This window comes from Sneathiella sp., from assembly GCF_036960985.1.
Classification (GTDB): Bacteria; Pseudomonadota; Alphaproteobacteria; order Sneathiellales; family Sneathiellaceae; genus Sneathiella.
The window spans coordinates 44,508-60,056 of the sequence record NZ_JBALWD010000007.1 but is presented as its reverse complement, the minus strand read 5'-3'; the positions used below and the strand labels follow the sequence as shown (position 1 = coordinate 60,056).

At 43.7% G+C, this 15,549-nt stretch carries 8 protein-coding genes and 1 riboswitch; of the genes, 2 read left to right on the top strand and 6 right to left on the bottom strand.

Going from position 1 to position 15,549, the window contains the following annotated elements; genetic code table 11:
* Nucleotides 1–150: 150 nt before the first annotated feature.
* Nucleotides 151–570 carry a VOC family protein gene (locus tag V7723_RS05680; RefSeq protein WP_335683470.1) on the bottom strand — a complete coding sequence of 140 codons (420 nt, stop codon included), beginning with the start codon at nucleotides 568–570 and terminating at the stop codon, nucleotides 151–153.
* A 115-nt stretch (nucleotides 571–685) separates the two neighbouring features.
* On the opposite strand from V7723_RS05680, the gene V7723_RS05675 reads away from it, so the two are divergent.
* A complete protein-coding gene (locus V7723_RS05675) occupies nucleotides 686–1,288 on the top strand; it encodes a helix-turn-helix transcriptional regulator (RefSeq protein ID WP_335683469.1) in 603 nt (200 codons plus the stop codon).
* 314 nt (nucleotides 1,289–1,602) lie between these two features.
* Here V7723_RS05675 and V7723_RS05670 read toward each other — a convergent pair whose 3' ends face one another.
* The 5 genes from V7723_RS05670 to V7723_RS05650 all read right to left on the bottom strand — a co-directional run bounded on the left by V7723_RS05670 (nucleotide 1,603) and on the right by V7723_RS05650 (nucleotide 4,665).
* A complete protein-coding gene (locus V7723_RS05670; protein WP_251935827.1) occupies nucleotides 1,603–1,812 on the bottom strand; it encodes a cold-shock protein in 210 nt (69 codons plus the stop codon).
* Nucleotides 1,813–2,103: 291 nt separating this feature from the next.
* Nucleotides 2,104–2,532, bottom strand: coding sequence for a DUF1636 domain-containing protein (locus tag V7723_RS05665; protein WP_335683468.1), 429 nt, complete (start codon nucleotides 2,530–2,532; stop codon nucleotides 2,104–2,106).
* A complete protein-coding gene (locus tag V7723_RS05660) occupies nucleotides 2,532–3,263 on the bottom strand; it encodes a CbtA family protein (protein ID WP_335683467.1) in 732 nt (243 codons plus the stop codon). The genes V7723_RS05665 and V7723_RS05660 overlap by 1 nt, the downstream gene beginning before the upstream one ends.
* 10 nt (nucleotides 3,264–3,273) lie before the next feature.
* The gene (locus tag V7723_RS05655; protein ID WP_335683466.1) at nucleotides 3,274–3,447 is read right to left on the bottom strand and encodes a CbtB domain-containing protein; all 174 of its coding nucleotides are present in this window, start codon (nucleotides 3,445–3,447) and stop codon (nucleotides 3,274–3,276) included.
* A gap of 35 nt (nucleotides 3,448–3,482) precedes the next feature.
* Nucleotides 3,483–3,698: riboswitch (cobalamin riboswitch) on the bottom strand.
* Between the two features lie 148 nt (nucleotides 3,699–3,846).
* Nucleotides 3,847–4,665, bottom strand: a complete 819-nt coding sequence (locus V7723_RS05650) for a class I SAM-dependent methyltransferase (protein ID WP_335683465.1) — start codon at nucleotides 4,663–4,665, stop codon at nucleotides 3,847–3,849.
* Between the two features lie 436 nt (nucleotides 4,666–5,101).
* Here V7723_RS05650 and V7723_RS05645 point away from each other — a divergent pair, with 436 nt between their 5' ends.
* Nucleotides 5,102–15,532: a non-ribosomal peptide synthetase/type I polyketide synthase gene (locus V7723_RS05645; protein ID WP_335683464.1), complete on the top strand. Its 10,431-nt coding sequence runs from the start codon at nucleotides 5,102–5,104 to the stop codon at nucleotides 15,530–15,532.
* Nucleotides 15,533–15,549 lie beyond the last annotated feature (17 nt).

The following is a 15,549-nucleotide window of genomic DNA, read 5'->3' as shown; positions in this document are numbered from 1 at the left end:
TAAAAATTGGATTATCAAAGCTTATACGGAAAAGATGCGAATTTGGATTACTGTCACGAAGTGCCGAAATTCCATATTAAGAGATGGGCGTCAAACGGCGGCCTGTCCAACGCAAATCCGCCGCACGAATTATCTCAGTCGAAAGCGCGACTAGCTATACATATTTCTCTCAGTGGCGATGTCGCTGAAATACTGTACGAATTCAAATTCGAATCCCGCCGGATCCAAAAAATACGCGTTGCGCCGAAACTGATTATCATCTCCTTGTAGATGCGGTTGAAAACCAGATTTATCTAGGCGGTTTATCAGGCTTTCCAGATCATCAACAGCAAAGCCCAGATGGGCTAGTCCAGTACTGTGCCCTTTGAGGTTACGATTCGTACCCTCCCCGTGATCATTGAGCGTTATGTAATTATCGGCCGTACCAAAATGCAGCCAGTTTCTCGGCTTACCATACCAATCATTGGATCCCTTACCGCGAACTTCCCAATCGGGGAACGCGGCCTGTAAAAAAACCAGGGTTCGGTCTAAATCGGACACAACCAGATTTGCATGTTCGAATTTAATCATAAAATATCTCCATTTTAGAAAGTATTTTCTTTATATAATAGCTTGAATTTATAAAGCAAATAATTTATAAAAAGAAATGGTGAAAAACAGCCCCGATAACACAGCGCGTCGAAGTATGATATTAGACAGCCTGAAGCGGAATGGTCCGCAATCAGCACATACGCTTGCAGAACAGTTTACCGTGACGCCCATGGCTATCAGACTTCATCTCTACGATATGGAAAACGAAGGACTGGTTTCCTCAGAAAACCAATCCGTGGGACGCGGGCGTCCACTCAAAATATGGGGCATCACGGAAGATGCAAACCGTATTTTTCCGGACGCCCATCAAACTTTGGCTGTGGACTTGATTAATACCATGGGTGAGCTTTTCGGCAATCAGGGTCTCGATAAAATCGTAGAAGCCCATGGCGCACGGCAAAAATCAGACTATCTCATTCGACTGAAACGCACGACGACTCTCGAAGGCCGCATAAAAGCACTGGCCAAAATTCGGACGGATGAGGGCTATATGGCAGAAGCACTACAAGATGGTTCTAGTTGGCTTCTAATCGAAAACCATTGCCCAATTTGTTCTGCGGCCAAAGCCTGTGCTGGTCTTTGTAAAAACGAGTTGGAAATATTTCAAGAAATAATCGGGCATGATGCACTCGTTACCAGGGAAGATCATATTTTAGCAGGAGCGCGGCGCTGCACCTATCGAATTACTGAGCTATAAAATTTTCTTAGGATGCGAAGTCATTGTACAAGGGCAACATTTCTCTAATTGAATTGCCATTTAACTTTCTGACAAAAGCAAGTCTTTTGACCAAACGCCAAGAATCCCTTTCAGCACCTATAATAACGTCATTTAGTCGCGTAAAGGAACAGGAAAAAGTTCGAAGGTGGTGCAGAAGTTATGGAATTTTTTGAGCGTTTTTTGATTGCGATCAAAAACAACACCAACCGTTATTTATTCTGGGGGAAATTTAGATTTTCTTTGCGCAAGCAAAGCAGCCGCTTCCAACGAATTGGAAGCGGCGCGTTTCGTCTTTAGTCGACGACTGACAAGTTTTCGGCAGATGATTTGCCGTTTTTGCCAGCTTCAAGTTCGTAAGAAACTTTTTGGCCTTCATTCAATGTGCTCAAACCAGCGCGTTCTACGGCTGAAATGTGAACGAAAGCGTCGTTTGATCCGTCTTCAGGCTCAATGAAACCAAAACCTTTTGTTGGGTTGAACCATTTTACTGTACCAGTAGCCATTATCTTAATCCTTCAATAGCAACGTGAACTCCTCGCCTCGCACCATGCAAAAGCGGGGTCTTTTAACGATCACATTGTCAGCGGATAACGAAGCTAATCGGCGTACCGGTCATCTAGGCAAGTCAGAACAAATGCAACACGTACGCGCTATGTAGACCTTATCAACAAGAAGTCAAGGTATTCTAACCATCATTTCACGAAGCTGTTGGCGTATAATGCAATCAAAGCACACTGTTATCCGAACTTCTAACCTGTGGTTTATTACTTTTATATAGTTGATTAGCTATCGCGCTATCGGAAAGGCACTGGCGGCAATCGCGAGATTACGCCTTTTCGGAAAAACGGGGGCCGATCGATCATTGCAGGAACTCCGCTCTCTGATTTCAAGATGCTATGGGCTACGGACAGTATGCCTTCGCTATCTCCCTCCGCATCAACACCACCAATTACATAGGTCCATTTCTGGGGGCTAGTAAATGCGATGGTAACGGATTTATCACAAACAGCCAGACAGTCTACAGATTGGATACTAATATGAGGCTGCGTTGCCGCAAGAGCCTTTAGATCATTATGCAGACGCCTGCCATCGGAATTGCTCTGATCTTCGGCACCCTCTATTAAGCCACAGCTCGTGCAAACGAAAACCGTAACCATTGCAAAAGGGTTATTGCGGCCAACCACTTCAGGAACTTTATTATTTTGAGCATCTGGTGAAGACATCAACCCTCGGCAGCTTTCTCTTGCCGTTGCCAAACAAAGCCTACGGCACATCCGGCGAACACCCAAGCAATAGCATGCAGGACAAGCGAGCTTGACGCGAAATGCGCTGCCAGTTCTGAGGGAACTTCACTGGTTAGCATCACTGGTTGAGGTGCGCCGATTAAATGCGGCAATCCGATAACACAAATGCCAAGAATAATTGCCCAAATTTTAGAAACGCGGAGTACAAGCCAAAGCCCTACCGCCGTTGCGACAACGGTGCCACCCCACCACATCTGCCGGGCTGTTAAATCTGCGGCGGCTGCGCCCGGAAGCTCCGGGCTTAAACCCAAGCTCGGTGCTAATCCTGTAGCGGTAAAACCCGCCAGCCCCCATATTAAGCCTGATCGAGGTGAAATCTTACCCTTTGCGAGGAACATCGCTGCAAGCAACATCAACGAGTATCCGATTGTCGTAATTATGGTCGCGATTGATGTGTAAAAGGTCCGCTCTAAACCGTTATCTGGCGCCCAGGCTTCTTCTTCGGTTTCGTTGATATCGCCATGCACTAAAATGACATTTGCGTTAATGACTTCAAATTGATGCGCAGCTGCGTGATGGGAGGCTTCGGAATTTTCATAAAATTCAGCGGCCAGTATGAGGGGCGTAGTCGTTACATGTTGAATAGCCGCTGTAGGCACACCTGCAAGGATGCCGGCCATGACACCGACCCACAAAAATCGCAAAAACATGCTTTAATCCCTAGTGACAAGGAAAAGACATAGTATGGCGTGAATCATGTGCCGCGTTGTGAAGAGTTGCGGATGGCGCAAAGCCTGTCAGGAAAACCAATCCAGCGCCCAAAAGAAAAACGAACGCCGCTATCGTGCGAACATTAATTTCTGCCGTTACCTGATTTTTAACAAGTGTACTCATTATATTCTCCTAAGCTGCTCCTGCGGCAGCCGATGGGCTCAAAAATTACACCGGCAGGTCTCCTGGCTTACGGGTTGCTGCTTTTGCTCTCCTTCCCAGCCAAAATAGCCAGTGGACAATGAACAATCGCTATCCGTCTACAGTCGCGAGGCGGCCTTGGTCTTAGCTCAATTTCCATCAAGCTGCACCAAGTTCCCTTTTCATACCGATGAGCAAAGTGCACAAAAGTAACCGATGTTGTCTAACTTCGAGCACTATAGCACTATTTGCGGTTTTCCTTGAAGGAAATTAGCGGCCGAATTAAAAAACGTGAAAATCTATCACGAAGCGCCCGCTTGCACTTGAGCACCCTTATCTAATAGCTAATTGTGATAGGTGTTTTTAAATTAGTTTCCAGTATTACGAAGATATTGCGACAATAATTTTCCACCGATCAGCCATGTGTTTTTCGCATTCGAAAATAATTTCAAAACCTGCTTCTTTAAGTAAATGTTCGTGATTGTGGGAAAAGCTATTTTCTTGCCCAAAAACATAGGAGTTGAATGTTGTAGATAAATCATGATCAGGCGATATTGGCTCAACCAATGCAATGCCAGTATGATACGGGCTTTCCCGTACAAAATTAAATACTTCTTTTACCGATTCCTCAGAAAAGTACTCAAGCACGCCGCCATAACTCATTACGAGGCAGTTCTTGCCCATATTTGACTTGATGCCTTCAACCGCATCGCCAGAAACAAATTTCAGTTTTGAATTTCCAGAATATGTCTTTCTATTTTCTTCAATAATTCCGCTATTAATGTCGATACCAATACCACGGTCAATACCTGGCAAGCTATTCGACAAATAATTCAATACTTGACCATCACCGCAACCAATTTCCAAAAGCGTTCTAAATTCTCTTCTGGAGTGCATCATGTTCTGAAGCTCAACTTCAAAAACCGCATGTTCGTCGCGAAACCATTCTTCGAATCGCCCATCAAAAGCACCATAAAATTTCGCACCCTGTTCGCCTTGCCAATACAGTGAATGAGCTTCCTGCAATTGACTCAAGTTTTGTTTTTTTGTCGCGTGAGCTACTCTTCCATCGATTATTTGTTTTTTTAGCCAAGTATTTTTCGTCGGATTAATGTCAGCCTTTATTTCACTCAGGATAGAAGGCGCAAGCAAGGGAATTACTCTACTGAGTTGATATTTAACAATATTTTTCAGTTTCATATTCAACGCACCTTTAATGGCGGCAATTTATTCAACTAAAAATTGCTTCAGGTTTTAGTTATCTGCCACAGAACAATATCTAATCACTAAACTATGATTCCAGAATTGAGAATTCCAAAATTTAACTTATGCTAATTAGGTCAATGTTAGATTTTCCTCCGAGAATTGTCTTAGTATCGAATAAATACGAATAATAATTTGTTAATTTAAAACAATTACCATGATTCTTCCAAATACTCGGGGTTGAATGGAGAAACAGTCGTAGCTCAAAACTAAAATCTAAATGATTTTAAATTGTGTAAGTGGCCTGTACTCGCAAATGTACCGGAAAAAAGGCGAAATAATATTATTTAATCTGGATGAAGCGATAAAGTGATTTGTGGAACATTTTTCAACCAATGCTTGAGAGCCCTTAATAATCGAAAGATACGAAGTCTTGTCAGAAGAGAAGAAAAATACTCGATCTCTAAAATCGAATAATTCAGTAGAATATAGCAATATTCTAGATGCATTTCGAAACATTGTAAAAATTTGCGGTGAAAATGTTGCTGTCAGAGCCGGTTCGAATACACTTACCTACGATGTGCTGGATCAGCGATCGTCTGCTTTAGCGGTTCTACTGAGAAAAAAGGGAGTGAAAAAGGGAGACTTTGTTGGTATTTCTTCCGAGCGGCGAGTTGAGATAGCTGTCGCTCTTCTCGGAATTCTGAAAGCCGGCGCAGCCTATGTGCCATTAGACGAATCCTACCCAGATTCACGCCTAACATTCATTGCAAAAGATACTGATATAAATCTAGTTCTCGGTCATAGTCTCGTTATGAACGAAATGGGTGTTGAAATTCTCGCATTTCAGGATTTTCCAACGGAAGTTCTTCCCGCTCCAAAAATAAAAAGCGATGAAGAAACCATTGCTTATATTATGTATACATCCGGATCAACCGGTGATCCAAAAGGCGTGATAATTCCAAATAGGGCAATATTGCGGCTTACAATTAGCCCAGATTTTGTTGACTTAAATCCAACTCATAAGATTCTCCAAAATTCACCAATAGCTTTTGACGCGTCGACGCTCGAAATTTGGGGTGCGCTTTTAAATGGTTGCGAATTGATCATACCAGAAAATACAGATCAATCACTCCGAGCTCTAGGCGACACCATTCGAGAGTATGGTGTAACAACCCTATGGCTAACAGCAGGCCTTTTCCATGCAATAGTGGACGAACGCCCAGAGGATCTTGGCACAATTCAACAATTGTTGACCGGTGGTGATGTTGTCTCCCCGATTCATGCCGCGAAGCTATTGAAACTTTTCCCATCTATCACGTTAACCAATGGATATGGCCCGACAGAGAATACAACTTTTACCTGTTGTCACCAAATTGTTGAAGGCGATTTGAAACCTGGAAAATCGATACCAATTGGCAAGCCGATAAACGGTACAGATGTTTTTATCTTAAACGAACATCTCGAGAAAGTTGAACCCGGCACTAAAGGGGAGCTTTGCGCTAGTGGCGATGGTTTAGCTCTTGGTTATTGGCAAAATCCGGGGCTAACAGCTTCTAAGTTCGTATTCGCTCCTTGGGACTCGAAACTCATACTCTATCGTACCGGTGACAATGTAAAAATGCGCACAGATGGATCAATAGAATTCATTGGACGTGTTGATACACAGGTCAAAATTCGAGGATTTCGCGTCGAACTCGGCGAAATTGAAAACGCTCTTGCCTCTTTTCCAGAAATTCTACAGTGCGCTGTCACTGCAGACTCAAAATCCGATCAGGCAAATAAAATCCTAAAAGCATATTTTTCTTCTGCTTCTTCGAAAATCGAAAATACGCAGCTGCGCAATTATCTCTCAACTCTTCTACCTTCATATGCAATTCCCAATTTGTATTATCAATTGGAAAAACTTCCATTAACACCGAACGGTAAAATTGACCGCAAAGAATTAAGGAGCACTACTAAAGAAAATATAACTAAAGGTGTGCAAAAAAACGTAAATAAAATCAAAACTACGGAGAATATGACATCACTTCTGACAAGGTTTTTTGAAGAAATACTGGACGCGGAAAATATTGATCTATCTTCAAATTTCTTTGATCTCGGCGCGACTTCACTTCACATTGCCAGAGTCCATGAAAAGCTGCAATCCACGTTGGGGAAAACATTCCCCATTACATCTTTTTTTGAATACACAACAATCAATGGATTAGCTCAGCATTTAGAAGAACCGGTTTCGACTAAAGAGGAATTTATTGCAGAACCAGTAAAAGCATCTCAAGCCAATAACGACCATATAGCTATTATAGGTATGGCCGGAAAATTCCCTGGCGCGCCCGATGTAGCGACATTTTGGCAAAACCTGCTCGATGGCAAAGAAACCATATCGCATTTTTCATCTGATGAATTGGATTTTGAAAACGGTAAATCGCCAATTGCCGATGATACTGATTTATTCGTTAAGGCAAGAGGCATTGTTGAAGGTTCGGATCTATTCGATGCACACCATTTTGGCATCCCTCCGAAAGAAGCGGAGCAGATGGACCCTCAGCACCGGATCTTGCTGGAATGCGCGCAAACCGCGTTAGAAGATGCAGGATACGATCCGGACCGATTTGACGGAAAAATTGGTATCTTTTCAGGCTCGAGCCAAAATTCTTACCTTCTATACAATTTGGTTTCCGACAGAAATTTTGCACAGCAACTGGCGGCTGGATACCCTGTAAACAATTTTCCGATCATGTTCGGGAATGACAAGGACTTTCTTCCGTCACGCATTGCTTACAAACTAAACTTAAAGGGCCCCGCAGTCGCTGTTCAATGCGCCTGCTCGACTTCATTGGTCGCTGTTGCGCAAGCTGCCGAAAGCCTGAAGTCAGGACATAGTGATATGGTTCTGGCAGGCGGCGTGTCTCTAACATTTCCACAAAAGCGCGATTATTTGTATACACCCGACGGCATGGCTTCATCAGATGGGCATTGCCGGACATTCGATGAAAAAGCAACCGGCACGGTTTTTGGGGAAGGTGCCGGTCTGGTCGTTCTAAGAAGGTTAAGCGACGCCATCGAAAATGGCGATAATATCATTGCCGTAATTAGAGGTTTTGCCATTAACAACGACGGTTCTGCTAAGGCGGGCTATGCCGCACCAAGCGTAAAAGGTCAGGTCGACGTTATCGTTGAGGCTCAAAAGGCTGCGGGGGTAACAGCTAGAAGTATTGGTTATATTGAAGCACATGGAACAGGTACTCCTCTAGGAGACCCCATTGAAGTCGCAGCTCTAAATGAAGCTTTTTCCCGTTCGACTAATGACGAGCAGTTCTGCGCTCTTGGCACTGCCAAAACAAATGTTGGACATCTGGATATTGCTGCCGGCGTTACAGGGTTAATTAAGGCGGCACTGACGGTAAAAAACGGAGAGATTCCACCTCTGCTCCATTACCATTCACCAAACAAAAATATCAATTTCCAGAAAAGCGCTTTTTTCCCAGTAAGCAATCGGCAGCATTGGCACACAGATAATCAGCCACGCCGCGCGGGTGTCAGCGCCTTTGGCGTGGGCGGAACAAATATTCATATGATATTGGAGCAGTCTCCAGAACCAAAGAAAATTGAAGATCAGGCGAAAAGCTGCAAAATAAAGGTTTTTCCCATTTCTGCTTCAAGCCCAGATGCAGTTAAAGATGCCATAAAAGACCTAGGGGCTTTCGTTAAGAAAAATAGCAGTTTTTCTATTGACGATATTGCGGAAGCCCTCAAATATCATCGACGTCAATATCCTCAACGCACCGTAATCAGTGCTGTATCTGCAGAGGATTTCACGCGTCAGTGTTTGGAATACAAGGGCAAAATTGCATCTGCCAAAAAATATTCAAAAATAGCATTTTTGTTTCCGGGGCAAGGTTCTCAACATGTTGATATGGGGAAAGATCTTTTTCAATCGGAAAAAGTCTTTTGTGATGCTTTAACAGAATGCGCAGCCCTGCTTGAACCACACCTAAATGAAAATTTGTTGGATATTATTTATCCTGACGACGCGGTGCGCGCGGCAATGGTGGATAAGCTTAAAAATACGCGTTATGCCCAGCCCGCTATTTTCTCCATCGGCTATGCCTTAGCAAAACAGTGGGCAAGCTGGGGCATTGAACCAGAATGTCTTGCCGGACATAGTATTGGAGAATTCGCTGCGGCCTGCCTCGCCGGAGTTTTTACGCTGGAAGAGGGGCTTAAATTAATTGCTTTACGCGGACAGTTGATGTCAGATTTGCCGGAAGGCGCAATGCTATCCGTTCGTGCTTCAGAAGAAGAACTAAAGCCCTTTTTGAACAAAGGGCTTGATCTAGCCGCAATTAATGGATCGAAAGCGTGCGTCCTTTCAGGCTCTTTTGAAGCTGCGGAAAAAGTAGAAAAAGAGCTAGAGGAAGCAGGGTTTCCCATAAAGCGTTTACACACCTCTCATGCCTTCCATTCATCTATGATGGAGCCAATTGTAGATGTCTTTGCACAAGAAGTTGGTACGCTCTCGTTAAATGCCCCGAAAATACCAATACTTTCTACTGTATCAGCTGAATGGTTAACGGATAAGCAAGCCTGTGATCCAAATTATTGGGCCTCTCACCTTCGCCAAACGGTTCGGTTCTATGATACCATTCGTAATTTCTGGGAAGCGCCAGAACATATTTTGGTGGAAGTTGGGCCTGGTCAAACATTGACTGCGCTCGCCAGTCAGAATCCTAACCGTAGAACTGCGCAACCGGTCATCGCAAGCCTGCCAAGCCCGACCGACGAAACACCCTCTGACCTTTTTGCACACTCCGCTTTCGGAAATCTATGGTGCCATGGGTTCAACGTTGATTGGTCAAAAATATCTCCTAGACGTGAGCGCACCCACATAAAGCTGCCGAGCTATCCCTACCAAAGAAAACGCTTTTGGGTCGAACCAAATATTGTAAGTGGTTCTTTAGGTGAAACGAACAGCACCCAGGAAATTACCCAAATCAGCAGTTTAGTCGTTGATTCAACGCAGAAAACTGACGTCGGCGCGACACTAAAAGACCTGTTGAGTGAATTGTCTGGATTGGATACTGCAGACCTAGACAGCTCTGCCTCATTCCTCGAACTTGGTTTTGATTCATTGCTCTTAACACAAGTTGGTAAGGAAATACGAGACACCTTTGGCGTAACGGTTACCTTGCGAGAGTTAATAGATGGATTCCAGTCACTCAACGATCTGATTGCCCATATAGAAGCAAATGCATCGTCCGAGAAAACAGCTCCGCTTGCCGGAAAAGATACTGACATAGATTCAACACCAGTTGTTGAGGGCGTCAAATTATCTCTCACTTCTCTTCCTACTTCTTCACTGAGCGCACCGGTTGTTGCAGGCGTTGAGCTTACCGCACGACAAACTTCCCATATTGAAAACCTTATCGGTCGTTATGTCGAAAAAACTTCAGAGTCAAAGAAATTAACCGCAGAGCACCGACCATACTATGCGGATCCACGAACAGCCTCAGGTTTTAACCGCCTATGGAAAGAAATGGTTTATCAGATAATTACCGTTAAATCTAAGGGCTCTCGGCTTCTGGATATCGACGGAAATGAGTATATCGATATTTTGAATGGTTTCGGCCCTGGTTTCCTGGGTCATTCACCGGATATTATTGTTGACGCCATAACTGAGCAACTAGGACATGGTTACGAGGTTGGTCCTCAGAGCCTTGTGGCCATGGAAGCCGCCCAACTTTTCTGCGAAGTCACTGGTAACGATAGAACTAGTTTTGTCAGCACAGGTTCGGAAGCTGTCCAGGCCGCCATGCGGATTGCTCGAACAATTACCGGACGCGATAAGATCGTTATGTTTGCACGTGATTATCATGGTAATTTTGACGAAGTTCTCGTCCGTGGAGTAAATACCAATGGGACATTGAAGTCCATACCGATGGCACCAGGCATTCCAAAAAAAGCAGCCGCGGACATGATTGTGCTTCCTTATGGTATGCCACAATCGTTGGAAATTATCCGGGAAATTGCGGACGATCTAGCAGCAGTAATTGTTGAACCTGTACAAAGCCGGCGGCCAGACTTTCAACCAAGACAATTCATTCGGGATGTCCGGCGGATTACGGAAAAATCTGGTAGTCTGTTCATCTTTGACGAAGTTGTCACCGGCTTTCGATTTGGTTTGAGAGGTGCCCAAGACTTCTATGGTGTCGATGCCGATTTGATTACGTACGGGAAGGTTGTTGGCGGCGGTATGCCTATTGGTGTGGTTTCCGGTAAATCGAAATACATGGATACCTTTGACGGCGGTCAATGGCAATATGGTGACGGTTCCTTCCCCGACAAACCGGTTACCTTTTTCGCTGGCACGTTTGTTCGCCATCCTCTTGCCATGGCAAGCGTCAAAGCTATGCTGACTTTCTTAAAAGACCAGCCCCCGTTTTTTTGGAAAGTACTCGGGGCGAAAGGAGACCGTCTTACCACAACTGTTGATAATTACTTTAAGGAACATGATTTACCGTTTAGTATGACCAATTGTGGTTCGCTGATGTATGTAAAAATTGAGGAAGGCAATACCTACGGTAGTTTGCTATTCGCTCACATGCGAGAGAAAGGGGTTTTTCTGTTAGAAGAATTCCCCAGCTATCTCACAGCGGCACACACAGACGAAGATATTGACTACGTGATAGCCGCGTTCAAGGAATCTGCTGACGAACTTATGGCAGCGGGATTTTTTGGCAACCAAGCGTTGGCAGATAACGTATATCCACCGCTACTATCTGGCCCAACTCCTACGCCAATTGGACAATCACCGCAGGTAGATCTTAGCGATCTAACTACCATCGAAATACCAACGACGGAATCGCAAAAAGAAATCTGGATGGCTACTCTGATTAATCCAGAAGCGTCAACTGCTTACAATGAATCAGTGCGTCTTCATCTCACAGGTAAGCTTAATGTTATCGCGCTCGTTGAAGCGGTCAAACAGGTTTTTAATCGCCACGATGCGCTGCGCAGCCGGTTTAGTACCGATGGTATGACTATGTTTATAGGCCCCGAAATAGACTTCGATGTACCAATTGTTGACTTGAGAAAATTTGGGAGTAAAGAAGCAACGCAGAAAATTGAAAGTATCTTGCTCAAGGAAGTTGACAAGCCTTTTGATCAAAAAGGTGAGCCATATATCAGAGCTCAAATTCTTGCTCTCAACGATACCCAGCATATACTAGTGATCACTGCGCATCACATCGTTTGTGACGGTTGGTCGATAGATGTCGTCATGCATGATATTGGTGATTTATATACGGCAATCAGTACCAATAAATCTGCCAATTTTGGACCATTGGAAAGCATTGTAGATTATGCTCGAGTTGAAAGACAATGGCAGGATAGTGAAGGATTTAAAAAAGCTGAAAATTTTTGGCTTACCCAATTCAGTGATTTTGTACCGACACTCAATTTTCCGACCGATCGACCGCATCCACCTTTAAAAACGACAAACGGTGCACGTATTGATGGTTTAATTAATCAAAAAATTGTCACAGCACTACGGGCTTCTAGCGCAAAATCTGGTGGCACATTTGTCAATATACTTTTTGCGGCCTTTAATCTTTATCTTTATCGTCTAACCGGACAGCATGATCTCGTTGTCGGGCTAACCTCAGCGGGGCAACCAGCTCGGGAAATGGAGAGAGTTGTTGGCCATTGTGTAAATTTGCTCCCCATTCGGAGCTATATTGACGATGAAATAAGGTTCAGTTCTTATATGAAATCCGTCAGAGGGAAAATGCTAGATGCTTTTGATCAGCAGCATTACACATATGGAACTCTCATTAAGAACTTAAAAACACTGCGTGACCCCTCGCGCGTTATGCTTACTCCCATATTATTCAACTTCGACAATGGTATTGATTTAAGTTCAATGAAATTTGAGGGGCTTTCTGTAGATTTTGCGTCAAATCCCCGCACCCATGAGCACTTCGAGATTTTCCTAAATATAATGGAAGACGAGAATAACGTAACTATGGAATGGAGTTACAATACAGACTTGTTTGATGCGTCTACAATCAAACATCACATGAAAAATTTCGAATCCTTACTGGCAGAAGTTTCTGAAAATCCGAACTTGCCTATAAGAGAATTGGCTTCTGTTGCAGATCCAAATGAAATCAGCACACTGGATTTCGGAAAAACTGAACCATCGAAATTTCCAAGCCAACTCGGCCTTCATCAATTATTTGAAGAAATGGTCGAGAAAATGCCCGCGGCTACCGCGATAACCTATTTGGCGCGCCGCACTAATAAAGAGCATGTGTTAGATTATCGCACACTAAATAGTCGAGCCAATCAGCTTGCACATCATTTGAAAGATAATGGCGTTGTTCCAGGTGATTTCGTCGCATTTTGTTTGGAGCGCACTCCCGATATTCTTGTCAGTATGTTGGGGATCTTAAAAACGGGCGCCGCATACGTCCCGCTTGACCCTGAATTTCCTTCTGAACGTATTGATTATATGATCAGAGACAGTGGCACGAAAGTGATTGTGACACATCGGTCTTTGCAGCCAAAGGCTTCGGATACAGGCCCAAAGACAATATCATTGGATTTCGATGAAATTATCTTGTCGCAAACAAGCACAGAAAACCTGAACGTTTCAATTAGCGAAGAGGCACTTGCTTACGTAATATATACATCGGGCTCAACTGGAAAGCCAAAAGGCGTCCAAATACGGCACCGCTCAGTTATCAATTTTCTGAATTCAATGGCGACTCTCCCTGGCTTCACCTCAGAAGATACTCTTCTTGCTGTAACCACTGTATCATTCGACATAGCGGTCCTTGAATTATTTTTACCGCTCTTTGCTGGTGGAAGCTTGGTGTTGGCTGATAAAGATGACACTTATGACGGTAACCGCCTCATAGATCTTATAGACGCTTACGATATCAACGTCATGCAAGCCACGCCCGCGACCTGGAGATTACTTCTTGATGCAGAGTGGCAAGGATCTTCAAATATGAAGATTTTATGCGGCGGCGAAGCTTTACCTCAAGAATTGGCTACCCGATTGGCACCAAATTGCAAATCCTTATGGAATATGTACGGACCAACAGAAACCACAATCTGGTCAACTGTTGCTGAAATAGGTATTGAAGATATTAAAGTAACCATCGGTCATCCAATTGAAAACACAGATATTTTTATTTTGGATAGTAATCACAATTCTGTCGCTATTGGCGTTCCCGGAGAGCTTTATATTGGCGGTGTAGGGTTGGCACTTGGATATTTGGGTAAACCTGAATTGACAAAACAACAATTTATACCTCATCCGTTTTCGAACAAGAAAGGCGCTCGTCTCTATCGTACAGGCGACTTGGCACGTTGGACGGCAGACGGACTACTTGAGTGCCTAGGTCGCGTTGACCGGCAGGTCAAAATTCGCGGTTACAGAATTGAGCTCGGAGAAATTGAAGCGTCCTTGGAAAGCTTCGATGAGATTCAACAAGCAGCTGTTGTGCGTCAAGAAGACGGCCTTGGGAATGAGCATCTGGTTGCTCATGTTGTCGCCTCTACATTGGATGAAAATTCGAATGCTGAATTACGGAAGAAACTGACACACATCCTACCGGAATACATGATACCTTCAGTTTTTCAGGAAATAGATGAAATACCACTTACACCGAACCGGAAAGTTGACTATCGCGTTCTTCCGAAAGTAGATTTTGGCGCAAAAATTGTTGACTCAACATCGGCAAATACAAAAATTGAAAAAGAATTAGCCGATATTTGGAAGAAAACCCTCAATGTAGAATCTATAGGTGTCAATGCAAATTTCTTTGAACTCGGCGGGCATTCGTTAATTGCCGTTAGAGTGTTTGGCTTAATTCGGCAGAAGTTTTCACTGGATTTGCCGATTTCTACCCTCTTTTTAAATCCAACAGTCCGCGAACTCGCGACGGTAATCGACTTGGGTATTGATCAGCAATCAAACTCAAAACCTGAAAAGAATAGGATCCTAACATCAGGCTATTTGCCAAATTCCAAAACGGAAACTAAAGCATCTACCGATAATTGGGATACAACAACTACAATTCATACTGGCGGAATTGAGAAGCCTATATTCTTCGTGGGCGGTATTGGCGGAAACGTAAACAATCTTCTTCAATTGGGCCAGCTGATTGGCGCTAATAGGCCTGTAATTGGCATACAGACACGAGGAATACTTGGCCACAAACCACATGATTCTATTGAAGAAGCCGCTGCCGATCACATTCGCTATATTCGTAATCATCAAAAAGAAGGAGCTTACCTTATCGCCGGTTATAGTGGCGGCGGTCTAATTGCGCTCGAAATTGCGCGCCAGTTAATACAATCTGGAGAACAGGTCGATTTTTTGGGAATTATTGATACATGGAGTCCGCAGTTTAAATCAAATTGCAAAATCAATGTTTATGATCGTTTGAAGCACGAGCTTTTGCGTCTTCGAAGAGACGATCTACATAAAACTCTATTTCGGATGGGGGCCATTGCCAGAAATAATATTCTAAACGTAAGATTAACTAAGTTACTTGCAAAAGCGTTTCCATATAGATATCGCCTAACACTTCTTGAATATTATACTAAAAATATATCCGACAAATACACTGGCGGGCCGTACGATGGTGTACTCACATTGTTTAAGAGCACACCGCAATCACTGAAAGACTTGCTAGTTGATACCCAAAATCCCAGTTATGGGTGGATTAAATTTGCTACAAAAGGCGTGAATTGTATTAAGATTCCCGGTGATCATCTTGACATGGTTGAGGGATCAAACGCTGCAAAACTTGCTGATGCAATTGAGAGTGAAATAAACAAGTCCGCTTAGTCTTATCTTGAAGAAAG